This window comes from Granulicella pectinivorans (genome assembly GCF_900114625.1).
GTDB lineage: Bacteria > Acidobacteriota > Terriglobia > Terriglobales > Acidobacteriaceae > Edaphobacter > Edaphobacter pectinivorans.
Genome location: NZ_FOZL01000001.1, coordinates 687,337 through 713,770, shown reverse-complemented (window position 1 = coordinate 713,770; position 26,434 = coordinate 687,337). Strand labels below are relative to the sequence as shown.

18 protein-coding genes are annotated in these 26,434 nt (G+C 62.6%); 17 read left to right on the top strand and 1 reads right to left on the bottom strand.

The window, feature by feature from the left end; genetic code table 11:
- Positions 1-190: 190 nt before the first annotated feature.
- The 5 genes from BM400_RS02755 (at position 191) to BM400_RS02735 (ending at position 12,814) form a co-directional block, all read left to right on the top strand.
- A complete protein-coding gene (locus BM400_RS02755; RefSeq protein ID WP_175528835.1) occupies positions 191-3,715 on the top strand; it encodes a TonB-dependent receptor in 3,525 nt (1,174 codons plus the stop codon).
- A 301-nt stretch (positions 3,716-4,016) separates the two neighbouring features.
- Complete coding sequence (locus BM400_RS02750; RefSeq protein ID WP_089836415.1) at positions 4,017-5,435, top strand: glycoside hydrolase family 30 protein; 1,419 nt, start codon at positions 4,017-4,019, stop codon at positions 5,433-5,435.
- Between the two features lie 241 nt (positions 5,436-5,676).
- On the top strand, positions 5,677-10,182 hold the full coding sequence (locus tag BM400_RS02745) for a beta strand repeat-containing protein (protein WP_141223785.1): 4,506 nt from the start codon (positions 5,677-5,679) through the stop codon (positions 10,180-10,182).
- 287 nt (positions 10,183-10,469) lie between these two features.
- A complete protein-coding gene (locus tag BM400_RS02740) occupies positions 10,470-11,114 on the top strand; it encodes a gluconate 2-dehydrogenase subunit 3 family protein (protein WP_089836410.1) in 645 nt (214 codons plus the stop codon).
- The gene (locus tag BM400_RS02735) at positions 11,111-12,814 is read left to right on the top strand and encodes a GMC oxidoreductase (protein ID WP_245781644.1); all 1,704 of its coding nucleotides are present in this window, start codon (positions 11,111-11,113) and stop codon (positions 12,812-12,814) included. Before BM400_RS02740 ends, BM400_RS02735 begins: the two co-directional genes overlap by 4 nt.
- Before the next feature lie 63 nt (positions 12,815-12,877).
- Here the strand turns inward: BM400_RS02735 and BM400_RS02730 are convergent, their stop codons facing one another.
- Positions 12,878-13,945 carry a LacI family DNA-binding transcriptional regulator gene (locus BM400_RS02730; protein WP_175528834.1) on the bottom strand — a complete coding sequence of 356 codons (1,068 nt, stop codon included), beginning with the start codon at positions 13,943-13,945 and terminating at the stop codon, positions 12,878-12,880.
- A gap of 376 nt (positions 13,946-14,321) precedes the next feature.
- Between BM400_RS02730 and BM400_RS02725 the strand changes: the two genes are divergently transcribed.
- The 12 genes from BM400_RS02725 to BM400_RS02670 all read left to right on the top strand — a co-directional run bounded on the left by BM400_RS02725 (position 14,322) and on the right by BM400_RS02670 (position 26,418).
- Positions 14,322-17,684: a TonB-dependent receptor gene (locus tag BM400_RS02725; RefSeq protein WP_175528833.1), complete on the top strand. Its 3,363-nt coding sequence runs from the start codon at positions 14,322-14,324 to the stop codon at positions 17,682-17,684.
- A gap of 19 nt (positions 17,685-17,703) precedes the next feature.
- Entirely contained in the window at positions 17,704-18,414 is a 711-nt protein-coding gene (locus BM400_RS02720) for an SGNH/GDSL hydrolase family protein (RefSeq protein ID WP_089836404.1), read from the top strand.
- A 347-nt stretch (positions 18,415-18,761) separates the two neighbouring features.
- Positions 18,762-19,997, top strand: coding sequence for a tryptophan synthase subunit beta (gene trpB, locus BM400_RS02715; RefSeq protein ID WP_089836402.1), 1,236 nt, complete (start codon positions 18,762-18,764; stop codon positions 19,995-19,997).
- A gap of 2 nt (positions 19,998-19,999) precedes the next feature.
- A complete protein-coding gene (locus BM400_RS02710; RefSeq protein WP_089836400.1) occupies positions 20,000-20,419 on the top strand; it encodes an energy transducer TonB in 420 nt (139 codons plus the stop codon).
- 26 nt (positions 20,420-20,445) lie between these two features.
- Complete coding sequence (locus BM400_RS02705; protein WP_089836398.1) at positions 20,446-20,838, top strand: hypothetical protein; 393 nt, start codon at positions 20,446-20,448, stop codon at positions 20,836-20,838.
- A complete protein-coding gene (trpA, locus tag BM400_RS02700; protein WP_089836396.1) occupies positions 20,839-21,600 on the top strand; it encodes a tryptophan synthase subunit alpha in 762 nt (253 codons plus the stop codon).
- Between the two features lie 122 nt (positions 21,601-21,722).
- A complete protein-coding gene (gene pheA / locus BM400_RS02695; RefSeq protein WP_089836393.1) occupies positions 21,723-21,992 on the top strand; it encodes a chorismate mutase in 270 nt (89 codons plus the stop codon).
- Positions 21,993-22,062: 70 nt separating this feature from the next.
- On the top strand, positions 22,063-23,082 hold the full coding sequence (gene aroF / locus BM400_RS02690; protein WP_089836391.1) for a 3-deoxy-7-phosphoheptulonate synthase: 1,020 nt from the start codon (positions 22,063-22,065) through the stop codon (positions 23,080-23,082).
- Positions 23,083-23,175: 93 nt separating this feature from the next.
- Entirely contained in the window at positions 23,176-24,039 is an 864-nt protein-coding gene (locus BM400_RS02685) for a prephenate dehydrogenase (RefSeq protein ID WP_089836389.1), read from the top strand.
- A 316-nt stretch (positions 24,040-24,355) separates the two neighbouring features.
- Complete coding sequence (locus BM400_RS02680) at positions 24,356-25,090, top strand: outer membrane beta-barrel protein (RefSeq protein WP_217644072.1); 735 nt, start codon at positions 24,356-24,358, stop codon at positions 25,088-25,090.
- Positions 25,091-25,209: 119 nt separating this feature from the next.
- A complete protein-coding gene (locus BM400_RS02675) occupies positions 25,210-25,782 on the top strand; it encodes an SPFH domain-containing protein (RefSeq protein WP_089836387.1) in 573 nt (190 codons plus the stop codon).
- A gap of 123 nt (positions 25,783-25,905) precedes the next feature.
- Positions 25,906-26,418 carry a hypothetical protein gene (locus BM400_RS02670; RefSeq protein WP_141223784.1) on the top strand — a complete coding sequence of 171 codons (513 nt, stop codon included), beginning with the start codon at positions 25,906-25,908 and terminating at the stop codon, positions 26,416-26,418.
- Positions 26,419-26,434 lie beyond the last annotated feature (16 nt).

The window sequence follows — 26,434 nt, the reverse complement described above, 5'->3', positions numbered from 1 at the left end:
TTGATTACAAAGAGGTTAATCCCCCTCGGAAAACCCTCAGCGAACCCTCAGCCCAGCTACAGGACCATCGTTGTTTGAGATACATATGGTTCGGGACGTTCCACCGTAGCAACAGAGAGGCCCTATCTTGATTTATTCATCTGTACTGTCCCAAGCTGCTGAAAGATCCTCCAAGAGACTCTTTCAACGGTTGAGTCTGTTTTCTGCCCTGGCTTCGCCCCTCCGGAACCGGCACATGATCGCCGCGACGTTCCTCCTGGGATGTTCGATGCCGCTCGTCGCCCAAGTGACTTCAGGTTCTATCCTCGGCTCTATTGAGGATACTACCGGCGCCATTATTCCCGGCGCGAAGGTCACCGCGGTGGCCTCCACCATCGGCGTCACGCGTACCGTCACCTCCGGCCAGAACGGCACATTTTCGATGACCAACCTGCCTGCGGCGACCTATACCGTCACCGTCAGCGCCCCCGGCTTCGAAACCAACACGAAAACCGGCGTCGTCCTCAGCTCTGCCGACAACCTCAACGCGGGCGTCTTCGCCCTCAAGGTCGGCGCCGAGGCCACCACCGTCACTGTCGAGGCCGATAGCGGCCAGCTCCAGCTCCAGGCCAACTCCGGAGACCGCTCCGACCTCATTACCGGCAAACAGCTCAACGACATCGCCCTGAACGGCCGCAACGTCCTCGATATCGTCCGCGTTATCCCCGGCGTCTCCGGTTCGGGCAGCTTCGGAGCCTCCGGCACCGGCGGCCTCGACACCTACAGCGTCAACGGCACCCGCACCAATCAGCACGACTTCACCGTCGATGGTGCCTCGAACGTCGATACCGGCAACAACGGCGGAACCCAGGTCACCGTCAATACGGACGCCATCGCCGAGGTCAAAGTCCTCACCTCCAACTTCCAGGCAGCCTTCGGTAAGGCCGGCGGCGGTTCCATCGTCGTCACCACCCGCGGCGGTACCAACGATTTCCACGGCAACGTCCACTTCTTCCACCGGAACGAAGGCATGAACGCCAACGACACCGTCAGCAACCACAACGGAACCGCCAAGCAGCTCTACCGGTACAACACGGTCGGCTACCAGGTCGGCGGACCGATCGTGAAGAACAAGCTCTTCTTCTTCTTCTCGAACGAGTTCTATCGCCAGCTCGTCCCCGGTGGCATCAACCAGTACCGCACCCCGACCCTCCTCGAGCGCTCCGGCGACTTCTCGAAGAGCGTCGACAGCTCCGGCAATCCGCTCCAGATCTATAACCCGGAGACCCGCACGCAGTACGCCAACAACACCATCACCACCGGATCGCTCAGCGCGGCCCAGGCTGCCTCCTTCGCCCAGATCCAGAAGATCCTGAGCCTCTACCCACTCCCCAACGTTGTCGGCAACAATACATACAACCGCCAGGATCCCCTCTCCTCCACGCATCCGCGTACGGAGTACATCGGGCGCATCGACTACCAGATCTCCCCCAATGAGCGCATGTTCGCCCGCTACGTCCGCAACCAGGACACCCAGACCGGCCCCATGGGCTCGTTCGGCATCCAGTGCTCCGGCGCCCTCCAGATCCCCGGCGGCTGCACCAACTCGCAGCCCGGCTGGAACCTCGCCGTGGACCTCACCAGCACGCTCTCGCCCACGCTCCTGAATGAAGTCAGCGTCGGTCCCAGCGTCTATACCTCGCGCGTCACCGGTGTAAACGGCAACATCTCCATTGGTGCCAACAACATCAACCTCCCCCTGCTCTTCCCCACCACCGCATCGGAGTCCATCCCGGACATCAGCTTCGGCGGCAACGGGCAGAACTACCCCGGCAGCTACTACGGATCCACGCCCTGGCACCAGGCCACCACCACCATCAGCGCCAACGACAACCTGACCTGGAGCTTCCACAGCCACACGTTCAAGTTCGGTGCCTTCTACCAGCGCAACCGCAAGGACCAGATCAGCTACGGCAATTCGAACGGTCAGTTCAGCTTCAATGCCTGCTCCACCAGCGCCAGCGGATGCCTCAACCAGACCGGAAGCAACAGCGGTTCTCCCTACGCCAGCGCCCTGCTCGGAGCCTTCCAGAGCTTCGGACAGTCCAGCTCCCGTCCCACTGGTTACTTCCGCTACAACCAGGTCGAGTTCTATGCGCAGGATACCTGGCAGATCAACTCGCGCCTGACCCTCGACTACGGCGTCCGTTTCGTCTACATCCCTCCCCAGTACGACGCCAAGAGCCAGATCGCTCTGTTTACGCCTTCGGCCTATAACCCGGCCAATGCGGTGCAGATCGACACCAACGGCAACATCGTCCCCAACACCGGCAACCGCCTCAACGGTATGACCTTCGCCTCGAACGGAACTCTCCCCAAGGGCGGCTGGAACTCGAACGGCATCCTTCCCGAGGCGCGCTTCGGCTTCTCGTGGGATCCGTACGGCGATCACAAGAGCGTCATTCGCGGCGGCTTCGGCACCTCGCACGATCGTGAGCAGGGCAACCTGGTCTTCAACACGGTCTTCGGCAACCCCGCGCTGGTGCAGACTCCCACCATCTCCAACAGCACCATCGCCCAGATCCCCACGGCCGCCCAGTCCAACTCCGGCGTGCTCAGCGGAATCTACGGTGCGGACGTCTCCGGTCAGGTTCCCGTCAACTACAGCTACTCACTCGGCGTGCAGCGTGAGATCGCTGCCGGCACCACCCTCGACGTCGCATACGTCGGTGGCATGGGTCGTCACCTCGTCACCGCCCGCGACATCAACACCATCCCCTACGGCACGACGTTCACCCGCGCCGCACAGGATCCTTCCAAGTTCGCCGGTGGAGTCGTACCCGTCGTCGAGCCCAACCTTCCCCCCGAGTACGCCGCAGCCGGCTACAACTTCAGCGGCCAGTACGCCTACCAGCAGAACTACCTGTCGCCCTACAAGGGCTACGGCCAGATGGAGTACTACAAGTTCGACGGTACCTCCAGCTACAACTCCCTCCAGACCTCGGTCCAGCGTCGCTTCGCCCATGGCCTCACCTTCGGCGGCGTCTATACGTGGTCCAAGACCCTCACCACCTCCAGCGCCGACGAGACCTTCGTCGACCCCTTCAACCCCCGCAAATACAGCTACGGCGTAGCCAACTACGATCGTCGTCATATTGCCGCGATCAACTACGTCTACGATCTTCCCAACCTCACCCAGCGCTTCCATGGGCCGCACTTCCTGGCCTACTTCACCGACAACTACCAGCTCTCCGGTCTGGCCAGCATCCAGAGCGGCGCGCCGGTTCGCAACTCGCTCTATTCGCCGGCCAGCCAGCTCACCGGTGGCTCGCAGTACAGCAAGACTCCCCCGGCCTACGTGGGTGTCGACCACCTCGGCAACCTCCTCCTCCCCACCATCGGCCAGCCCAACCTCGGAGCTCCCGGCAGCCTCCGTCAGGGCGGACTCGTCACCTGGGATTCGTCCATCTTCAAAAACTTCCCCATCGGCTCTGCCGCCAAGGGTCGTTCCATCCAGCTCCGGGGCGAGTTCTTCAACATCCTCAACCACCCCAACATCGCCTCGCGCGACTACGGTGCCAACGTAACGTTGCCCAGCTACAACGCGACCACCAGAACCTACACCCCGCTCTCCATCGCCAAGGACACCAACTGGGGCCAGGCCACCTCGGCCTTCAACCCAGCCGGTCCCGGCGGACCACGCGTCATCCAGCTCGCCGCGAAGGTCTACTTCTAGCCAGAGCCTCGGCTGTTAGCTCGCGGCTCGCTGAGAGCTCACAGCCGATCTCTCAACCCGCCGATGGGGTATCGACCTCATCAGCGGCCTCCTTTCACGTGGCCCTTCCGTGATGAGGTCATCTCGTTTCGAATGAAGACTTTACATTTCATTTCTCTTTAGAATCATGACTTTGCGCGGACAGGAAAGCGAAGTCCAAACCTAAAGTCCATGTTCTGAAGACTTTGCCCGAAAAGGTGGGGCAGGGTATACGCCGTCAGCCGCATGCAACCCAATCCCAGCCTCTCCCCAGGACATACCCTTGACCGTTCGTCTCCCTCTCTGCGCCGCTGCCGTTCTGTTCTTCCTCCCGCTCGTCTCCTCCGCCCAGACGGTCCGCAGCGTCGTCACGACCGCCGACCTCTCTCGCGCCATGGCCCCCGAGCCGGATCTCGTCTTCGCCCCTGCATCCGGCGCTTCGTCCCTCACCATCGCGGTCGATGACACCCAGCGCTTCCAGATCATGGACGGCTTCGGCGCGTCCATGACCGATGGTTCCGCCTGGCTCCTCCATGGGCTCAGCCCGGCATCCCGCCAGCAGGTGATGACCCGCCTCTTCGACCCCAACAAGGGCATCGGCCTCAGCTTCCTCCGCCTCCCCATCGGCTCGACCGACCTCTCGCGCGACCACTATAGCTACGATGACCTTCCCGCCGGCCAGCAGGACCCGAAGCTCCAGCACTTCTCCGTCCGGCACGACGAGGCCTACATCTTCCCCATCATGCGCGAGGCCCTCAAGCTCAACCCCGCGATCACGGTCATGGCCACCCCATGGAGCCCGCCCGCCTGGATGAAGACCCACCCCACCATGAACGGCGGAGCCATCCGCCCCGATGCCGAGCCCGTCTTCGCCCAGTACCTCACCCGCTCCGTTCAGGCCTTCCAACACGCCGGAATCCCCGTCAGGTTCCTCTCCATCCAGAACGAGCCCCTCTACGAGACCAAGGACTACCCCGGCACCCTCCTCCAGGCCTCCCAGGCGAAGCGCATCATCGGCTCCTACCTCGGCCCCGACCTCCGCCGTGCCGGCCTCTCCACCCGGATCCTTGCCTACGATCACAACTGGGATCACCCCGAGTACCCCCTCGAGGTCCTCGAAGACCCGTCCGCCGCGCCTTTCATGGCCGGCTCCGCCCTGCACTGCTACGGCGGCAGCGCCGACGCCCAGACCGCCATCCACGACCGCCATCCCGAGAAGGGCATCTGGATGACCGAGTGCTCCGGTGGCACCTGGAACACGGAGTCCGCCCTCCTGACTACGGCCCACCTGCTCATCGACTCCACCCGCAACTGGGCCAAGGCCGTTGTGCTCTGGGGTGTCGCCCTGGACCCCGCCCACAACCCTCATGCCGGGGGCTGCGGCACCTGCCGCCCCCTCGTAACCGTCGCCCCCACCGCCGTCACATACAACGGAGATTTTTACGTCCTCGGCCATGCCAGCCAGTTCGTTCCGCCCGGCTCCACCCGCATCGCCTCCAACTCGCCCGGCCGCACAAGCCTTGAGACTGTAGCCTTCGAGTCGCCCACTGGAACGATCGCCCTGATCGTCCTCAATAACCAGCCGCAGCCCGCTGCCTTCGCGGTCACCTGGCACGGACGCGCCTTCCACGCCACCCTCCAGCCCGGCGCCCTCGCCACCTACACCTGGCCCACCGGCCCCGCATCCACAAGAGAGGAATAACCCGGGCCTCCCTGCCAGACATTAAACAGACTCTGCTATAGTTTCGAGGTCACTGAATACATCCCAACGCAATGGCCATCCGGGTCTCCCCAAGGGTACCGGACAGTCAATCGGAGTTGTCGTGCGTCGAATTGTTCCTGCCCTCGTTTTCTCGGCCCTTTTGTTGTTGCAGACCGGTTGTGCTGGTTCCGGAAACAGCTCAGGCGGAGGGCAAACGACGCAAAGTAATCCTGTTCCCGTGGTGAGCTCCGTCTCCCCGGCCAGCGTCACCGCAGGCGCTGCCGCGCAGACCATCACCGTCACCGGCACCGGCTTTATCAGCTCCTCCGTCATCACCTTCAACGGTTCCAGTATCACGACCACCTACGTGAGCGCGACCTCGCTGCAGGGCCAGGTGCCCGCCGCGGCCCTTGCCGCCGGTGCCAGTGTGTCCGTCACCGTCAGCAATCCCTCGCCCGGTGGCGGAGCGTCCGCAGCCGCGACCTTCGCCGTCATGAGCCCCACGCCCACCGTGACCTCCATCGCCCCCGCCTACATTCCGCAGGGCGTCCCGGTAACGCTCACGGTTACCGGCAGCGGCTTTGAGGCGAACTCCGTCGTCAAGTGGAACGGCACAGCCAAGCCCACGACCTTCTTCAGTGCGACCACGCTGACCGTCGCCCTCGCGGCCGCCGACGTGCCCAGCGTGGGCAGCGGACAGCTCACCGTCAGCAATCCCGGTCCTGGAGGCTCCGACACCGCCGCCGCCGCGGAGGTCGTCTACGCCGTCCCGGCCATCACCTCGGTCGCTCCCGCTTCCGTATCGGCGGGCGCAACAGCGACGGCCATCACCGTCACCGGAACGAACTTCCTCGCGAACTCCGCCGTGCAACTGGACGGTACTTCCCTGACGACCACGTACGTCAGTGCCACCTCGCTGACCGCGCAGATTCCCGCCTCGGCTCTCGCCAGCGCCCGCACCGCGTCCGTGACCGTGCAGAACTCCACCCCGGTCTCAGTCGTCTCCGCCGGCGTCTCCTTGCCTGTGAACAGCCCGACGCCTGTCCTGACGACGATAGCTCCCTCCCTGGCCATTCAAGGGGGCACGTCCACGACCCTTACGCTGACGGGAACGGGATTCATCGCGAACTCCACCGCCTCCTGGAATGGCACGACACTCGCCACCACCTACGTCAGCCCGACCTCTCTGAGGGCCGTCCTCACGACGGCGATCCTTGCTACGGCCGGCACCGGCCAGATCACGGTCAACAATCCTGCCCCGAACGCAGGAGCCAGCGCCGCGCTCTCGCTGCCTGTGGTTGCTCCTCCCGTGGTTGCCAGCGTCAGCCCGACCTACATCCAGATCCCCGCCTCCGGATCCCCCGTCACCAACACGAACATCACCATCACTGGCTCGAACTTCCTTGCCTCTCCGCGAGTGACCTTCAACGGCTACAGCCTGGCCGTCGTCTCGCAGACCAGCACGCAGATCGTCGCCACGGTCAGTTCGCAGAATCTCTACCAGACTGGCGCGGTGCCGGTCCAGGTCTTGAACCCGGTCCCGAACCTCGCCAACTACTTCATTGGTTCGACGCCATCGGCCGCATCGTCCATCAATGTCATCAATCCGCTCGGCACGATCAACGTCAGCCCCAACTCCGCGCCGCTTGGCAGCCCGGATACGACGATCACCCTCAGCGGTTCCGGCTTCTTTGCCGACAGTATCGTGCAATGGAACGGCGTGCCGCTCGTCACCACCTATAAGTCCGGCACCCTCACCGCGGTCATCCCGGCCGGCGACCTCGCCGTCCCCGGTGGCGGCACCATCAGCGTCGCGACGCCTGAAAATATGGGTCTGCCCTCGACGACGGTGCCCTTCAACACCTATCTCGCTCTGCCGATCAACGGTCTCGCCTACAACGCGAAAGATGGCCTGCTCTATGCCACTATCGCCGGTTCGGGTGGTCCTGGACTGGCCAACAGTCTCGTGGCGATCGACCCCATCACCAGCGCCATCCAGAAGAAGATCTACGTCGGCAGCGAACCCACCCGTCTTGTGCTCTCGACGGACGGGACGCAGGCCTTCGTCGGTCTCAATGGAGCCGGCGCTGTCCGCCAGGTGGACCTCACCGCCGGAGTCGCAGGCGTCCAGTTCACGCTTGGTGGCAGCACGGGCGTCTACAACCCGCCTTACACAGCCTCCGGTCTCGCCGCGCTTCCTGGCCAGCCGAACTCGGTTGCGGTGTACGGCAGCAACGGCGTGGTCACCATCTTCGACTCCGGGGTAGCCCGGCCGAAGACCAGCACCGGCCTCTCCACCTACTTCAGTTCCAACAGCGGAGCTCTCACCTTCGGCACCTCGGCATCCACGCTTTATCTCGCTGCCTACGCCGTGGGCAACTATGTCTATCAACTGACCGTCGACAGCACCGGCATCACCGGCTACAAGCAGCTCAACTCCAGCGCCGCCGGGTCGACCATCCAGTACGACAACGGTCGCCTCTACACGCCGAACGGTCTTGTTACGGACCCGACGACCGGTGCCACGCTGGGCCAGTTCTCCACTACCGCTTCCTACTCCACCAGCCTCTCCCCGGCCTCCGGACCCATCTACTCCGACTCTTCCCTCAATCGTGCCTGGGTCGTCGTCAACAACTACGGCGGTTCGACGGTGCAGTTGATCGGCTACGACGAGACCACCTTCCTGCCGGTCGCCACCATCGGCGTCAACGGCATCGGTGCCATCGCCAGCAGCCTGGGCTCAAGCGGCACCCCGGCCGATCTCGTCCGCTGGGGACAGGACGGTCTGGCCTTCCACACCCAGACCCAGCTCTTCCTTCTGCACGGCAGCGTCGTCAAGGACACCAGTTCCACCCCGGCTGACCTGCAGGTGACCACGCAACTGCCGGCCACGGTGACCACTGGAACCGCATTCACCTACACCGTCCAGGTGAAGAACCTTGGCACGAGCACGGCGAACGGAGTGGTCCTGGGCACGAGCTTGCCCGCGGCTCTGCTCTACGGCTCGTCCACGGTCTCGCAGGGTACCTGCAACGGAGCGGGCGTCCTCTACTGTAACCTTGGCAGCCTTGCCAATGGAGCTACAGCGACCCTTACCGTGACGGCAACGCCTTCGGTCTCCGGAGTCGCGCAGGTCTCGGCCACGGTCGATTCTCAAACCTACGATCCAATTACGACCAACAACATGGTCGTCTCCACCACCACCGCCAGCGGTTCTCTCTATGCGCCGGTCCCGTCGATCACCAGCCTGTCGCCAAACGCGATCGTCACCGGCTCGACCGCGACCACGCTGACCGTCAATGGAAGCGGCTTCAATGCCGCATCGGTCGTGAACTGGAATGGAACCGCCTTGTCCACCTCTATGGTGAGCTCCAGCCAGTTGACGGCGACCGTCGATAGTTCACTGCTCAAGACGCTGGGTTCGGCGGCGGTCTCGGTCTCCAACCCTGCTCCCGGCGGCGGAGCCTCTGGCAATCTGAACGTCAGCCTCTACAGCCTGTTGCCCATCTCCGCGAATGCGATGGTCTACGATCCCTACATCCGGAAGCTGGTCGCCGTTCTTCCCAGCTCCTCGACAACACCGACCGGCAACAGCATTGTTGCCATCGATCCTCTGACCGGCACCGCAGGCACGACGGTCGCGGTCGGCAGTGAGCCGAACCTGCTCGTCGAGAGCCCTGGCGGAAAGTACGTCTACATCGCTCTCAGTGGTGCGCACTCCCTCGCTCGCTTCAATACGGCTTCGCAGACGGTCGATGCGACCATCCCTCTGGTCTCCACCGGTTACTTTGGCGGCCCGGTCTCGGCCAACGGTCTGGCCGCTATTCCCGGTTTGGAGAACAGTGTCGCAGTCGACAACGTTGGCATCCTCGACTTCACCGGAACCACAGCAACCACGCGTCCAAACTCGGCTCTCGGCTACAACAATGCCGTCTTCCCCGACTCCGGCCACGCCTATATCTATGACAATCAATCCACTGGTTCGGAGTTCTACCGTTACACCGTCGATAGCGCCGGCGTTCACATGATCGATGGCAGCACCATGCTCGGCATGGGTGGTTTCAGCGGCTCGCTCGCACTCGATCAGGGCCTCATCTTCGGCTCCGCAGGGGGAATCATCGATCCGACCACGACACTGCCAACGCAGCTTGGCGTTCTGCCGCTCGGCCCTGGACCCTATGGCTATGGCCTCAGCGGGGCCGGAGCGATTCCCTACCAGAGCACGAAGAAGAGCTTCGTCTTCGGGATCAATACCGCCGGAACCTGGGCGGTCGTGCTGGAGCGCTTCGACTCGCAGCATTTTGTCCTCGAAGACTCGGTCCTGCTCCCAACGGGCAGCGGCTATGTCCAGTCGGTGCCCGGTATTCGGTGGGGCCAGGATGGTATCGCCCTGCTCCTCTCCTCGAACTCCGGCTCCACCACCACCACGCAGATCATGCTGCTGCGCGGTGCCTTCGTGCTGCCTGCGGAGGCCTCCGCCAACAGCGCGCCAACCCTCACGGCTGCCGGTACCGGCTCACTCGCCGTCGGTAGCGGAAACCAGCTCGTCACCGTGACCGGAACCGGATTCATCCCCGGAGCCAGCGTCCTGTGGAACGGTGTCGCCTACACCACCACCTTCGTCGATGCACAGCATCTGACGATGGCTGTGGGTGCCGCTGACATCGCCACGGCGGGCACCATCAACATCACCTGCCAGAACCCGGGATCGCCGGCATCGAACACCGTCACCCTCACGGTGCAGTAGGCTCAGCGGTAAAGCTGCGAGACGCGGAAGCTCTCCGCGTCTCGCAGCGCAGCACCGAACCGCAAACGCGCGGCCCTGCCTTTTCTATCCCCATGCAGACCGTTTTGCGACCCCTCTCCATGACTATCTCGACGATAGAGGCGCGCGCTACAATGGCTACCCAGCCGCGCACTGGTCGGGAAACGCATGCTGAAATTTTCCCTGAACAAGATGCCGCGATAAAACATATGCAGAGAGACGGTTAACTTTGCCGACTCAACAGGGGATTGTCCCCAATCGGAGTATCCATGGATCGACGTGAAGTACTGAGGTTGCTGGGCTCAGCCGCCGCAATCTCTGCTTTCCCGCTGGAGGCCCTGGCTGTCATCCAGGATGCAAGCGCACAGGTCGCTCAATCGACCGGGCTCAGGACCCTGAACGCTGCACAGAATGCCACCGTCACCACGATTGCCGAGATGATCATCCCGGCGACCGACACACCCGGTGCCCAGGCCGCGAAGGTCAACGAGTTCATCGACCTCCTGTTGACCGAGTGGTTCGAGCCCGCGGAGACCAGGCAGTTTCTCGCCGGTCTGGCCGACGTCGACGCGCGCAGCAAAAAGAAATTCTCCGCAGCCTTCGTCGCGTGTACTCCCGCGCAACAGACGGAGATCCTCACGGAACTGGATGCGGAAGCCATGGAATTTGCCGCCCGCCAGAAGAAGGCGATGCTGACGCCCGCGACGCAACCGCAGGTCAACGCTTCTCTGCAGCAAACTCACGCTGTCAAACAAACGTCCGCGCCGCCGCCGATGAACTTCTTCTACCAGATGAAGAAGCTGACGCTGGCCGGCTACTACACGACGGACATTGGTTTCACGCAGGAGCTGGACAGGGACATCGTTCCGTTGAAACACGCCGGATGCGCTCCCCTCGCGGAGGTGGCGCGATGAACATGACAACGAATATCCAGACCGGAAACACCAACACCTACGACGCCATTGTCATCGGATCCGGCATCACCGGCGGATGGGCCGCCAAGGAGCTCACCGAGAAGGGTCTTCAGACGCTTGTGCTCGAAGCCGGCCAGACCATCGTGCCGGAGAGGGACTATGTCGAACACGTTCCTGTCTGGCAGATGAAGTTCCGCGGCATGCGCGACCGCAAGTACGACGATGTTCACCGCGAACGGCAGAAGCACATTGGCGACGAGTGGAACGCGAAGTTCTTCGTCGACGATCTTGAGAACCCCTACACCACACCGCCGGATCAGCCCTATCTCTTCCTGCGTGGCCGCCATGTGGGCGGGCGCTCGGTCATGTGGGGCCGGCAGAGCTATCGCTGGAGCGACATCGATTTCGAGGGGAATCTCAAGGATGGCGTCGCCGTCGACTGGCCCATCCGCTACAAGGACATCGAGCCCTGGTACGACTACGTGGAGGACTTCATCGGAGTCAGCGGTCAGGCCGAGAACCTGCCTCAGCTCCCCGACGGCAAGTTTCTGCCGCCCATGGAGCTCAACTGCGCCGAGATTCATATGCGCGACGTCATTGCGCAGAAGTTTCCCGATCGCCGCCTCACCATCGGCCGCACCGCCATCCTCACGAAGGATCATCGTGGCCGCACCGCCTGCCATCAGTGCGGGCCATGCGCGCGAGGATGCATCACACGCTCCTACTTCAGCAGCCTGCACTCCACGCTCCCTGCGGCCGAGGCGACCGGTAAGCTGACCATGCGGCCGTTCAGCGTGGTTCACAGTCTCATCTTCGACACGAAGACTCGCCGCGTCACCGGCGTGCGCGTCATCGATGCCCAGACCAGGCAGACGATAGAGTTCCACGCGAAGGTCGTGTTCCTCTGCGCTTCGACCTTGGAGTCGGCGCGCATCCTCATGAACTCGAAGACCCCGGAGTTCTCGAACGGCCTCGCCAACTCCAGTGGACAGCTTGGCCGCAACCTCATGGACCACATGATGGGCAGCGGCGCGTCGGGCATCATCCCCGGCCACGAAGACCGCGTGCAGCTGGGCAACCGTCCCAACGGCATCTACGTGCCGCGTTTCCGCAATATCAAGGACAAGCATCCGAAGTTCATCCGTGGCTATGGTTTCCAGGGCGGCGGCGGTCGCGACGACTGGGGCCGTGGCAGCGAGATGCCGGGCTTCGGCGCGGACTTCAAGCATTCTCTGCGTCAGCCCGGGCCATGGCGCTTCAGCTTCGCGAGCTTTGCCGAGTGTCTCTCGCACCCCGACAACCGCATGGAGCTCGACAAGACCAAGGTCGACGCCTGGGGTATTCCCGCAATGAGAATCAGCGCGAAGTGGCGCAGCAACGAGTGGGAGACCTTCAAGGACGCGCAGGTGACGGCGGCAGAGATGCTCGAAGCCGCCGGGGCTAAAGAGATCACGCTGCGCAACTCACCCTCCGCCCCGGGCGAAGGGATCCACGAGATGGGCTCGGCACGCATGGGCCACGATCCGAAGACCTCGGTGCTGAACCGCTGGAATCAGGCGCACGACGTCAAGAACCTGTTCGTCACCGACGGCTCCTTCATGGTGTCGTCCGGATGCCAGAACCCATCGCTGACCTACATGGCGATGACGGCGCGTGCCTGCGACTACGCTGTCAAGCAGATGAAGCTGGGGGAGATCTAAGCGCCCTCCGCAGTACCCCATCGCGGCTGCCTGGCTCTCCAGGCAGCCGCGTTTCATTTGGGCCTAGCGAGCATCGCGCGGCGAAACAGGCACCCGACCCGGATTGTCGGGTGGGGGCTGGCATGTGCCGCGTTTCATCAGTACCGTCGGCACCACAACCTGGGGCTGTTGTTTCTCGGTCGATCGAATCTTCTCGATCGCCATCTTCGCCATCTCGATGCCGATGGTCTCCGCTTCCACACGCACCGTCGTCAATCCGAGCCCTTTATACGGACCGCGCTGATCGTCGAAACCGATGAGGCTTACCTGGTCGGGAACGCCGATGGAGAGCTGTTGCAGACACTCCCAGCAGCCATAGGCCACCTCGTCGGTGGCCGCAAAGATCGCGGTCAAAGGCTGCTTCGCCTTCACGATGCTCGAGGCCCAACGGAACCCATTCACGAAGCGATCGTCGGAGATCGCCGCGGTCTGCGCACGCGGCTTCAACTTCGCCTCGCGCATCGCGGCAAGGTAGCCCTGGTAGCGGCGCTCAAACCAGGGCAGGGCCGTATCGCCGATGTACCAGATGGCTTCATGCCCCAGCTCGATCAGATACCGTGTCGCATTGCGAGCAGCCGCCACATCGTCGAAGAGAACCTGATCGGACACCCCCATCGGCGCGGGGCTCACGAGATTGTTCGCGAAGAGGATGTGGGGGATATTTTGCTGCTCCAGGGCCTCGATGAGATTGGGATAGTTCACGCCGGCAAGAAGCACGCACTCCGACATGCCGTTCGTCCGGACCGCAGCAGGCAGTTGCAGCCTGCCGACCGTCTCACTCGCGGCGTAGTGCAGCTTTGAGAAGAGAACGAAGAAGCCGGAGTCCTCGCAGTACTTGCTTACACCCTCGAGAATCCGTGAGTGGAACGGATCGTACAACTCGCGGTTGCTCAAAACGAACGACAACACAGGATTCGGTTTCCGCGCCAGGAGCTGTGCCCGTCGATTGGGATGATAGCCAAGATCCTCGATGGCCTTCTCCACTTTGGCGCGAACCGAAGGCTTCACGGAATCCCGGTTGTTCAGCACATTGGACACGCTGCCTACCGAAACCATGGCTCTCTTGGCAACATCCCGAATCGTCAGCGGCATGGAATGAACTCGTTCATAAAGATGCCACCGATCATATATCGAAAGGTGCGCGCCCCGTGCAGTCCACCAAGACTCCCCTCTAGAATTCTGCGGAAAAGAGATATTGACAAGCCCGTTCCCCATGGAGCAGTATTATGCCGCTTCAATGAATCGGTTCATATTTTGTTCATTTTGAGTGGGATCGCATGTGCATTCCCCTTGGAGGAGCGGCAGCGCGGAGTGTGTTGAGTCGCGTGTATGGAAACGTTCCCTGAAACCTCCTCACGGCAGGCAACAGGGAATGCTTCCAGGTTCGGCCCATGGAGGAAGCTCGCAGAGGCTTCGAGGCAGACCGGAAGCAAGAGATTCGAAAAACGAAATGTTATGGAGGCAAGTCATGCACACTTGCAAGAGTTCTAACGAAATCCAGCCCCAGGCCATCTCCCGGTCTTCGCTCCTGCTGTTCACCCTCGTCTTCGCTTTTGCCCTCACGCCGATCGCTCTCTGCCAGGTCCTCTATGGCACGCTGGTGGGTAATCTGACGGACTCTTCGGGAGGTGCCGTGGTGGGCGCCTCCGTCGAAGCGACCAGCACCGCAACCAACATCGTCACGAAGATCGCGAGCGACCAGGAAGGCCACTATCTCTTCACCAACCTCGCCCCCGGAAACTACTCCATCGCGGTAACCGCACCCGGCTTCAAAGGCGTCACCTCGCAGGGTGTCATCATTCAGCCCAACTCGCAGCGTCGCGTAGACGTGCGTCTCGAAGTGTCCTCGGTGACCGAGACGGTGACCGTGATCTCGGCCCCCGCCGTGCTGCAGTCCGATCAGGCCAGTGTCGCAACGCAGTTGGAGGCAGCTCAGTTGGAGACGCTTCCCGGTGGCCCCGGACCAGGCATGCGCAACGTGCAGAGCCTCTACACAATCGTCCCCGGCTTCTCTCCGCCCGTGCTTGGACACTCCGAATCGGGCACGCCTTCCGACACCCTCGTCTCCAACGTGAACGGTGTCTCCGATACCAACAACAACACCCGCATCGATGGCGCGAGTTCGATCTACGCCTGGGTGCCCGACGTCGCGGCCTACATCCCTTCCACCGAAGCCATCCAGTCCGTCGACATCGTGACCAACAGCTTCGACGCCGAGCAGGGTCTCGCGGCTGGAGCCATCGTCAATATTGCTACAAAATCCGGCACAAATCAGTATCACGGCACGGCGTGGGAATATAACACCATCAGTGCGCTGGCGGCACGCAACTACTTTCTGCCCGTTACGCAGCTTCATGTTCCCAAGTACATCCTCAATCAGTTCGGAGTGAACTTTGGCGGACCGATCATGCGCAACAAGGCCTTCTTCTTCGCCAACTGGGAGAGGTCCCGCCGGTCGCAGAACCAGAGCGGCTTCCAGACCGTGCCCACTCTTGCGATGCGGGCAGGAAACTTCCAGGGGACAGGCACCACCATCTACGATCCGTCCACGGGAAACCCCGACGGTACAGGCCGTCAGCCCTTCGCCAACAACATCATCCCGGCCAGCCGCTTCGCCTTCGCCGCCAACCAAATGCTCTCTCTGCTGCCCGCGCCGAACGTGACGACATCCGCTCTTTCAAGCAACTTCTTCACCAGCGCCAGCGGTCAGTACACGCGCGACATCGTGGATAGCCGTGTCGACTACAAGCCCTCATCGAAGAGCTCCACCTTCCTTCGTTACGGCGTGCAGAAGTCGTCGCTCTTCGATCCTCAGCCCCTTGGCAAAGCGGGCGGCACGCCTGCCGACGGCGGTCAGCCCGGCAATGCACCAAGTATCTTCCAGGCGGTCGGTCTCGGCGGCACCTATGCCTTCACCTCGAATGTCTTCGCCGACGCCAACATGGGATTCTCGCGTGTCGGACTTGCGACCGCGAACACCGATCTCGACCAGAACTACGGCCTCACATTCCTGCAGATTCCCGGAACCAACGGACCAAGCCCGCTGCAGGCCGGCTTCCCCGCCTTTATCTTCTCCGGGCTATCCTCACTCGGCAATCCATCCGCGCCGAATCCGCAGCTCTACCATGACAACACTTACACGGTTGCAGCCAACCTCACATGGACAAAGCGAACTCACTCCCTGCGCTTCGGCATGGAGTATCAGCACTACAATGTGAACCACTTCCAGCCGCAGAACACCTATGGCCCGCGTGGCGGCTTCACCTTTACCGGCGGTCTTACCTCGCTCAAGGGCGGCGCTGCGACCAACTCCTACAACAGCTTTGCCGACTTCCTGCTCGGTCTGCCTCAGGCCATGGGCAAGGACACCCAGTTCCTGAATCCCGGCACGCTGCGTGAATCGGTATGGGCCTTCTACGCGCGCGATCAATGGCAGATGACCAATTCGCTCACGCTCACCTACGGCATCCGGTATGAGGTCTATCCCTTCGCCACGCGCGATCACTTTGGCGGCAACGCCTACGACCCGCTCACAGGCAACGTCTATCTGGGCGGCCTCGGTGGCGTCTCGAAGACGGCAGGCATCAACGCCGGTAAGGGGAACTTCGCGCCACGTATCGGCCTCGCCTATCGCCTCGGAGAGAAGACCGTGATCCGCGGGGGATACGGCATGACCGTCAATCCCGACAGCTTCCGCAACATGCTCGTTGCCTATCCGGCGGTCATCTCGCAGACGTATTCGGGAGCAAGCTCGTACTTAGCCGCAGGAAGTCTGGCCACCGGCATCCCCGCAGCTACCTTCCCCGATATCAGTACCGGTGTTCTACCCATCCCGCTTACCCTCACGACCACCACTTACCCACACAACTACAGGCGCGGCTATATCGAGTCCTACAACATCGCCATCCAGCGAGATCTGTTCAAAGGCTTCACGTTGCAGACCACCTATGTTGGAACGTTATCCATCCGCGAAGTCGTGGCCCTGAACCTGAACGCGGCGGCTCCCGGCACCGGCACTGCGGGCGGCGCTCTATACAAGAGCCTTGGCACCACGGCGGCCATCACCCAGGAGACTCCCATGGGCACGGCCAGCTACAACGGCCTTCAGACCATGTTGAAGAAGCGTTTCGCGCACGGCAACACCATTGGCATGAACTACACCTACTCACGCTCGCTCAACAACTACGCCGACAACTCCGACGCGACCCCGCTCGTCAGCTACATGCCCGCCTATAGCAAGAACTTCGGGCTCAGCGGCTTCGACCGGAAACACAACCTCCAGCTCTACAGCAATACGGCTCTGCCCTTCGGAAAGAACCAGAGGTACCTCACGCATGGAGTGCTCAGCTACATCGCTGGTGGATGGCAGTTGAACAACCTCATCAGCCGCACCAGCGGTACGCCGTTCACGGTCTCCGCATCGGCTTCCTCGCTCAACGCGCCGGGTAACTCGCAGTTCGCCAACCAGGTTCTTCCCACCGTCAGGATTCTGGGCGGTCATGGCGTCGGCAATCCGTACTTCGATACCAATGCCTTCGCTCCGGTCACGACCGCCGCCTTCGGAAACGCGTCGAAGAACTCCCTGCGTGGTCCCGGATACTTCAATTGGAATCTGGGCCTCTCCAAGGGCTTCAGCTTCCGCGACCGCTATAACTTCCAGATTCGCGGAGAGGCCTTCAACCTGACGAATACTCCCACCTTCGGCAACCCCGGCGCAAACGTCTCCAATGTAACGACCACCAACGGCGTGCAAAACCTCAACGGCTTCGGCATCATCACATCGGCATCGAACCAGCGGACGATGCGCCTGTCCGCACGATTCAACTTCTAGAGGAGCGTACGCAACGCACATGAAGATCACCATGAAATGGCTTTCGCTGCTCCTTCTCGTTCTCTGCGTAGGTCAGCCCGGCAATGCCCAACAACTGCCGAAGCTGTTTCTTGTAGGCGACAGTATCTCCATCTACTACACGCCGTTCCTTCAGGCGGATACAGCGAGCCTCATCCAATTCAGCCGCAAGACATCGCCCACGCCGGAGACCATCGCCCAGCAGTTGAGCGATCCCAACGTGCAGGGCGGCAACTCGCGGATGGTCCTCGACTACCTGAAAGGCCGTTACGCAGACAAGGCCTTTCATCCTGAATTCGTCGCCATCAACTGCGGGCTGCACGATATCAAGCGCATCCCCAAGACGAACGCGATTGCGATCGACGCAGCCGAGTACCGCGACAACCTCGCCGCAATCCTCGCCCTGGTCCAGTCCAGAGGTGGGCATCTCGTCTGGATCAACACCACCCCCGTGAACGACGCGCGGCACAACGCCTTGTCAAAGGAGTTCTTCCGCTACAACGCCGACGTAAAGCGCTACAACGAGATCGCCGAAAAGCTCTTCAAACAAAACAACGTCCCGACCATCGACCTCTACACCTTCACCGCGCAGATGGGCGACGGTCACTACATCGATCATGTCCACTTCGATGAGCCCACCAGGATGCTTCAGGCAGCTTTCATCGCCGGCTTCCTGAACTCCTATCTCTCCAGCCCTGTCCCATCTCACTGAGCAGCGGGAATGACGAGCGTCATTCCCGCTGGCAACCTGCTTCGTTCGTTGTCTTGGTCGTACCCGGTCCCCATGCGTCTTTCCTCCTTTCGATCCTGGCGAAGCCCTGCTTTCCCAAAACCACCCTTGCAGCCAGCCCCAACTCCATGTAGGCTAGATCGCAAGATGACTTTCTTTTTCAACCCGTCGTTTACGTTCCGCTACTGGCGCACGGTAGCGGCCACGGCGGGATAGGTTCATCTGACAGTTTCGTTCTAGCTTCAGACCAGTAACCTCAGCACCCAGCCAGCCGCGACCTCACAAGGTATGCGGCTTTTGTTTTGCCCCAAAGCAATCCTGGAGAACACATGGCAACGATGGTAGAAAACCCGGCAACAACCGTAGCAGGACGTTTCGGAGCCTACGGCGGACGCTACGTACCCGAGACCCTCATGGCAGCGCTCGAAGAGCTCGAGCACGCCTACGCCGAGGCCCAGGCCGACCCCGCCTTCCACACCGAGCTCGACGGCCTCCTCCACCACTACTGCGGACGCCCCACCCCCCTCTACTTCGCCAAGCGCCTCTCCGAGCAAACCGGTGGCGCAAAAATCTACCTGAAGCGCGAAGACCTCCTCCACACCGGCGCGCACAAGATCAACAACGCCCTCGGCCAGGGTCTGCTCGCCCGCCGCATGGGCAAGCAGCGCATCATCGCCGAGACCGGAGCCGGCCAGCACGGCGTCGCCACAGCCACCGTCTGCGCCCTCCTCGGCCTCGACTGCGTCATCTACATGGGCGAAGAAGACATGCGCCGCCAGGAGCTCAACGTCTACCGCATGCGCCTCCTGGGTGCCGAAGTCCGCGGCGTCTCCTCCGGCTCCGCAACCCTCAAGGACGCCATCAACGACGCCATGCGCGACTGGGTCACCAACGTCCGCACCACCTACTACATCCTCGGCTCCGCCCTCGGCGCCCACCCCTACCCCACGATGGTCCGCAACTTCCACCGCGTTATCTCCATCGAGGCCCGCAAGCAGTTCCTGTCCGAAGTGGGCCAGCTCCCAACCGCCGTCGTAGCCTGCGTCGGCGGCGGCTCCAACGCCATCGGAGCCTTCTACGAGTTCATCCCCGACGCCAACGTCCAGCTCATCGGCGTCGAAGCCGGTGGCCGTGGCACCGCACTCGGCGAGCACGCCGCCCGCTTCCAGAAAGTTGGCGGAGGCCTCCCCGGCGTCCTCCAGGGCACCTACTCCTACGTCCTCCAGAACGACGCCGGCCAGGTTGCCACCACGCACTCCGTCTCCGCCGGTCTCGACTACGCCTCCGTCGGCCCCGAGCACGCCATGCTCCACGACAGCGGTCGCGCCACCTACGTCTCCTGCTCCGACGAAGACGCGTTGAAGGCCACCATCGCCCTCAGCCGCACCGAGGGCATCCTCCCCGCGCTCGAGTCCGCCCACGCCGTCGCCGAGGGCATCCGCCTCGCCGCCACCATGAGCAAGGACCAGATCATCATGATCAACCTCTCCGGCCGCGGCGACAAAGACATGGGCATCCTCGCCCGCGAGCTCGACCTCAAGGGCGCAAAGCCAAAGGAAGCATAACGATGAAACTCCGTCTCCTCGCTACTGCGCTCTGCCTCTTCGCGATTGCGGGCGCTCTCAACGCGCAAACGCTTGCCAGCGCAAAACCGCCGGGGTACCCGCTTGCCGCTAAGGCCGCCGGAATCGAGGGTCACGTTGTTCTCAAGGCCACCATCTCCAAAGAGGGCAAGGTGCAGGACATTCACGTCGTTAGCGGCCCTCCAGAGCTGCGCGAAGCTGCCATCAACGCCGTCCAGTACTGGACGTACAAGCCCTATACGCACTTCGGCCGCGTGGTCGAAGTAGACACCACAGTCACGGTCAACTTCACCATGGGCAACCCAAAGGAAAAGGCCAAGGCGCAGGCGGAAGCCCAGGCGCTTTTGGCAAAATCCACGCAACCGTCGCAGGATGCTCAACAGACTTCCACACCCCAGAACTAAGCAAGCCACGGAGCACGGAACCTAGCATGCACCAGAAACTCATCATCCTCCTTGAAGAATCGTCCCTCACGGAAGCCCCAGCCGCCATCCTTGAGCTGTCCGGCCCCGGCGAGATCGAGTCTCTCGAAGGCAGCCTGCTCGAGCTCGAAAAGGGCTACTCCATCCGCGCACACCTCGCCGCCAAACGCGGAACCCTCGCGGCAGGCTGGACCGAACTCGTCACCGGCCTGCAGGACGCTCTTCTCGACGAAGGACCACGCGCGAAAGGCCGTCTCTACTATCGCAATCCGCACGTCACTCCCATTATCTTCACCGACTCCGCCACCACCCGCGTCCTCGGCGTCATCGTCCAAAAGGGCCCCCTTACCGAAGAAGAAGTCATCGCTCTGCATCAAGAGCTTGGATACCAGGAAAACTAAATGCCCATTCAATTCCCCAACAAGCCCGGCATCGTAGCCTACCTCACCGCCGGCGACCCCGACCTCGCCACCACCCGCGACATCGCCCTCGCCGCCATCGATAACGGTGCCGACGTCATCGAGCTCGGCGTCCCCTTCTCCGATCCTCTCGCCGACGGTCCCGTCATCCAGCGCGCCTCGGAACGCGCCGTAGCCAAGGGCACCCGCCTGACGGATGTGTTGGCCCTGTCGAAAGAGCTCCGCCAAGCCCGCCCCCACTGCGGCATCGTCCTCTTCTCCTATCTGAACCCAGTCGTCCGCATGGGCATGAAACCCTTCTGCGCCGCCGCAAAGGAGAACGGAGCCGACGGCGTGCTCCTCACCGACATGATCGTCGAAGAGGCCGGCGAATATGTAACCGAAATGGCTGCAAATGACCTCGCTCCCGTCTTCCTCGCCGCCCCTACAAGCCCCGACGCCCGCCTCAAGGCCATCGGCGAATCCTCCAAAGGCTTCGTCTACGCCATCTCTCGCGTCGGCATCACCGGCACGCAGGATGCCGTCAACTCGGACGCCCCCGCGCTGGTAGCTCGCCTCCGCCAGTTCACCCAGCTTCCCATCGCCGTCGGCTTCGGCATCTCGAACGCCGCGCACGTCAAGGCGGTCGGCGAGTTCGCCGACGCCGCCATCATCGGCAGCGCACTCGTTGCGCTCATCGAAAAAACCGGCCCCGAACAAGCAGCAAAAGAGGTGGGCAAGTTCATCGCAGGCTTACGTGCCTAGGCATCTCATAGCCGACCAAAGAAAGGCCCGCACTACATCATCGCAGCACGACCGGTATAAAAGTCACGAAGTGACCGCCGCCCGCATAGGGCGCACTTAAGATCAAGGAACGAGGGAACACGATGGAGATAGCAGACTGGCGGGCCAAAATCGATGAGTTGGATGAGCAGATCGTTGACCTCATCAGCAAGCGTGCCGAGGCAGCAGCAGCCATCGGCGTCCTGAAGAAACAAGCCGGAGCCCGCGTCTACGAGCCCGGACGCGAGCAACAGGTCTTCGACCACGTCCGCCAATGCAACAAGGGCCCCCTCGAAGACACCGAAATCCAGCACGTCTTCGAGCGCATCGTCGACGTCATGCGCACCTTGCAGCAGCGCCCCACAAGTTCGTAACAAAACGCGTTACCCATACCGCAATAAGCAACAAAATTTGTTCCTTATACAGAAAAAGGCATAAACCACAATGATCGTAGCGATGCAGGGAGCAGCAAGCGAGCAGGACATTCACGCAGTCATCGAGCGCATGGTCGAGCTCGGATTCGACGTTCACCGCACCACCGGCGCCCAGCAAACCATCCTCGCCGGCGTCGGCACCCCCGGCCACTTCGACGTCGCCGAGTTCAAGGTCCTCTCCGGCGTCTTCGATGCTTATCGCATCTCCAGCCCCTACAAACTCGCCGGCCGCAGCTTCCGCCCCGAGGGCACAAAGATCACCTTCCCCAACGGCGTCGTCGTCGGCGGCGAAGAGGTCGTCGTCATGGCCGGGCCCTGCTCCGTCGAGTCGAAGGACCAGATCCTCCTCTCCGCACAGCAGGTCGCCGCCGCCGGAGCCAAGTTCCTTCGCGGCGGAGCATTCAAGCCCCGCTCCTCGCCCTACTCCTTCCAGGGCATGGGCCTCGAAGGCCTCAAGCTCCTCCGCGAAGTCGCCGACCAGACCAACCTCCTCGTCATCACGGAGGTCATGGAGATCTCGCAGATCGAACTCATGCTGCCCTACATCGACTGCTTCCAGGTCGGCGCGCGCAACATGCAGAACTTCAACCTCCTCCGCGAGCTCGGCTACATCCGCAAGCCCGTCCTCATGAAGCGCGGCATCGCCGCCACCATCGAAGAGGTGCTGCTCTCGGCCGAGTACATCCTCTCCGGCGGCAACTACGACCTCATGCTCTGCGAGCGCGGCATCCGCACCTACGAGACCTACACCCGCAACACGATGGACATCTCGGCCATCCCGGTCTTGAAGAAGCTCACCCATCTCCCCGTCTTCGGCGACCCGTCGCACGGCGTAGGCATCCGCGACCTCGTCCCACCGATGGCCCTCGCGAGCGTCGCTGCCGGCGCCGACGGCCTCCTCATGGAGATGCACCCCAACCCCGACAAGGCCATGTCCGACGGAGCCCAGAGCCTCTTCCCGGCCCAGCTCGAAAAGCTGATGGCCCAACTCCGCCAGCTGGCCCCCGTAGTAGGCCGCCACATCGCCTAATCGGGCCTTACCGAAAAATGCCCGGGCCAAAACCCGGGCATTTTCAGCTCTCCACCACACGTGCGGCGATAGCGTCTATCCTTGAGACGACTCATGATCGAACGCATCGCCATCATCGGTACCGGCCTCATCGGCTCCTCCATCGGTCTCGCTCTCCGCGCCGCCGGCTTCACCGGCTCCATCGCCGGCCTGGACACCAACGAGGCAGAACTCAACGAAGCCTGCCGCCTCGGCGCCATCGACAACACCCTCGCCGGCGACGCCACCCTACTCGCCGCCGATGTCATCATCCTCGCCATCCCCGTCATGGGTATCCTCGACTGGATGAAGCGCCTCGCCCCGGTCCTCAGCCCCTACCAGCTCGTTACCGACGTAGGCAGCACCAAGCAGAAGATCGCCGAACTCGCCGCCGAGCTCTACAACGGCCCCAGCCAGCCCCGTTTCCTTCCCGGCCACCCCATGGCAGGCAAGGAGTCCGGCGGAGCCGCCCTTGCCGAAGCCAGGCTCCTCAATGGAGCCACCTGGCTCTTCACCCCCCTCCCCGGGCCCGCAGCAGAGCTCGATCTCGAATGGCGCGCCCTCGTGGCTCGTTTCGGCTGCCGCGTCCTTGACATGGACCCCGCCCGCCACGACGTCGTCTGCGCCTGGGTCAGCCATCTGCCCCAGATGGTCTCCACCGCCATGGCCGCCCTCCTCGAAGACGAGTTCGCCCACGCCCCCGAGGTCGCTGGCGACTTCCTCGCCATCGGTGGCCGCGCCCTTCGCGAGATGACGCGTCTCGGAGCCAGCCCCTACAGCATGTGGCGCGACGTAGCCATGACCAACACCGAAGCCGTCGACGCGACCCTCTTCGCCCTCGAACAGCGCCTCGCACACCTCCGCGAAAACCTACGCACCCCCGAGCTCCGCGACGAGTTCCACCGCGCCAACGCCTTCCGCGCCCGCCAGAAAACCTAACGCGCAGAAAATCGGAAGGGTCGGGCTTGGTCCAGCCCATCAGGTCTTCGCTCGCAGGCCTGTATGCCTGTCAGCATCTGTTTCCCTCCCCTCGATCCTGGTAACGCCTTGCCGTGACTGCAATGTCCATTCCCGGAAAAAAGAAAAATGACAAATGAATGGGTATTCAGTTAGGATGCTCGCCGCAGTCGTACCGGGGTCTTTCCTGTCCTCTGCCAGCAAGCGCCCGCAGCCGGCAATCGCCTCTCCTTCCGGCGATTGTGCACGTCGTCCGTGGAAGCCAGATCCGGCTCAACTAACTCTCCGGGAAAACAACATGCAGAATCCAATCCGTCTCCTTCTTGCCTCCGCCGCCGCCCTCCTCATCGCGTTCTCAGGCCTCGCCGCCCACGCCCAGCAGAGCAACATCAGCCGCTTCGACGTCTACACCGGCTTCACCGATATCGACAGTCCCGAGCTCGGCCTCAACCAGAAGGGATTCCACACCCAGGCCGGCATGAACGTTCGCCCCTGGTACTCCGTCGGCTTCGACTACAGCGTCGCCACCGGAGACGAAATCCTCACCACCGAGCTCTTGCCCGCTTCCCTTCAGGCTCAGGTCAACGCCGCCCAGCAGCAATACATCAAGTTCGGCCTCCTGCCCGCGAACTACGTCCTCCGCGTCCCCACCCACGCCGCCACCCAGACCTTTGCCTTTGGACCCCAGCTCACCTACCGGCACTTTCAAAAGGTGACCCTCTTCGGGCGCCCATCCCTCGGTGCCATCCACGAACGTGCCACCCCGCACCCCACCGACGCCTTCGCTACCGTCGTTGCCCAGGAGCTCGCCCCTGCCGGCTTCAAAGCCGACTGGACCGGCTTCTACGGCTTCGGCGGCGGCGCCGACTTCGCCGTTACCAAACACATCGGCCTCCGCGCCCAGATGGACGCCGTCTACAACCATCCCTTCAACGACATCCTCGCCAACGGCCGCTGGACCTTCCGCTACTCCGTTGGCCCCAGCTTCCACTTCGGAGGCAACATCGCCACCTGGAAGACCAAAGCCCCCTAGGCCCCAACATCGTGTGCCCATGTCTCGCCTCCGAGACATGGGCACAACCAGCCGCCTCCAACAAGCGCTACGATAAATACAGTCCGTTCTTCAGGACGAGCCCTTGTCTGGAGTTCTGTATGTCCAACGCCGCCGACACCGCTGCCGGGATAGTCCTCACCATCGTCCTCGCCGTCATCTTTGCCGGCACCATCTATCGTCTCTGGAGCATGATCTTCTCCGCCCCGCAGCGCCAGAAGATCCTCGCCTACCAGAGTGGCGTCGTCCTCCGCGGGGCTTCGACGGAGAAGGTACTCGGCCCCGGCCTCCACTGGATCAAGCCCAAACAGACCCTTGTTCTCTGTGACATGCGCCCCCGCCCCTTCCAGGTCGCCCAGCAGGAGCTCATCGCCGCCGACGGCATGGCCGTCCGCATCTCCCTGGGCGGAGAGCAGCGCATCGTGGACGCCGCCGCCTTCGTCCGCGAGAGCTCCGACGGCTTCGGCACCTTCTACCTCGAGCTACGCCAGGCCCTCCGCATCGCCGTCGCCGACTACGGCGGAGACGCGATCGTAGCCGACACCGCCGTCCTCCCCTCCCGCATCCGCGAACTCCTCGTTCCCCGCGCCGCCCACCTCGGCCTGGAGATCGCCTCCCTCGACGTCTCCGAAGCCGTCCCCCTCGGCTGGGTCCGCCAACAGGGCAATCGCTAACGTTGCATCGAGGCACCCCGGGGCGTCAGCCCTGGGAGGTCGTTGACGATGCAATCCCTCTTGGCCTCCCTCCAAACAAAATCGAGTCGCGTCAGATTCTCCCAAACGCGTATGCTGGCCACCATGAAAATCACCCTCCGCGCCGCCGTCCTGAGCCTTCTCGCCGCGTTTCTTCTCCTCCCCGCTGCCAAAGCCCAGACGACCCCACCCCAGGTCCCCGGTGCCGCCAGGTTCGACGCCGTAGCCGACAAAGCCCTCCTCGCCATGCGCAAAAAGGCCGAGGAGCTCAACATCCAGGGCGCTGCCATCGTCGCCTACTTCGAGGGCGACACCCTCCAGTCCTGGTCCTCCAGAATGGTCGTCGTAGGCTCCTTCCGCAAGGAACCGAAGGATGCCACGGATCCCGGTTCGAACGTCCTCGCCTTCGCCTACCAGAAGGCCTCCGAGATGGCCAACACCCTCAGGAACAGCGGCACCAAGCCCTACACCCCCATGAAGGGCGAGCTAGGCTGGGAAGGTGGCGTCATCATCCGCGGCAAATCCGGATATCTCATTGCAGCCTTCAGCGGCGGCAAATCCGAAGACGACGTCAAGGTCTCCCACGCCGGCATCGAGGCCCTCCAAACCGGCCTCTGATAGCCGACAATAGAAC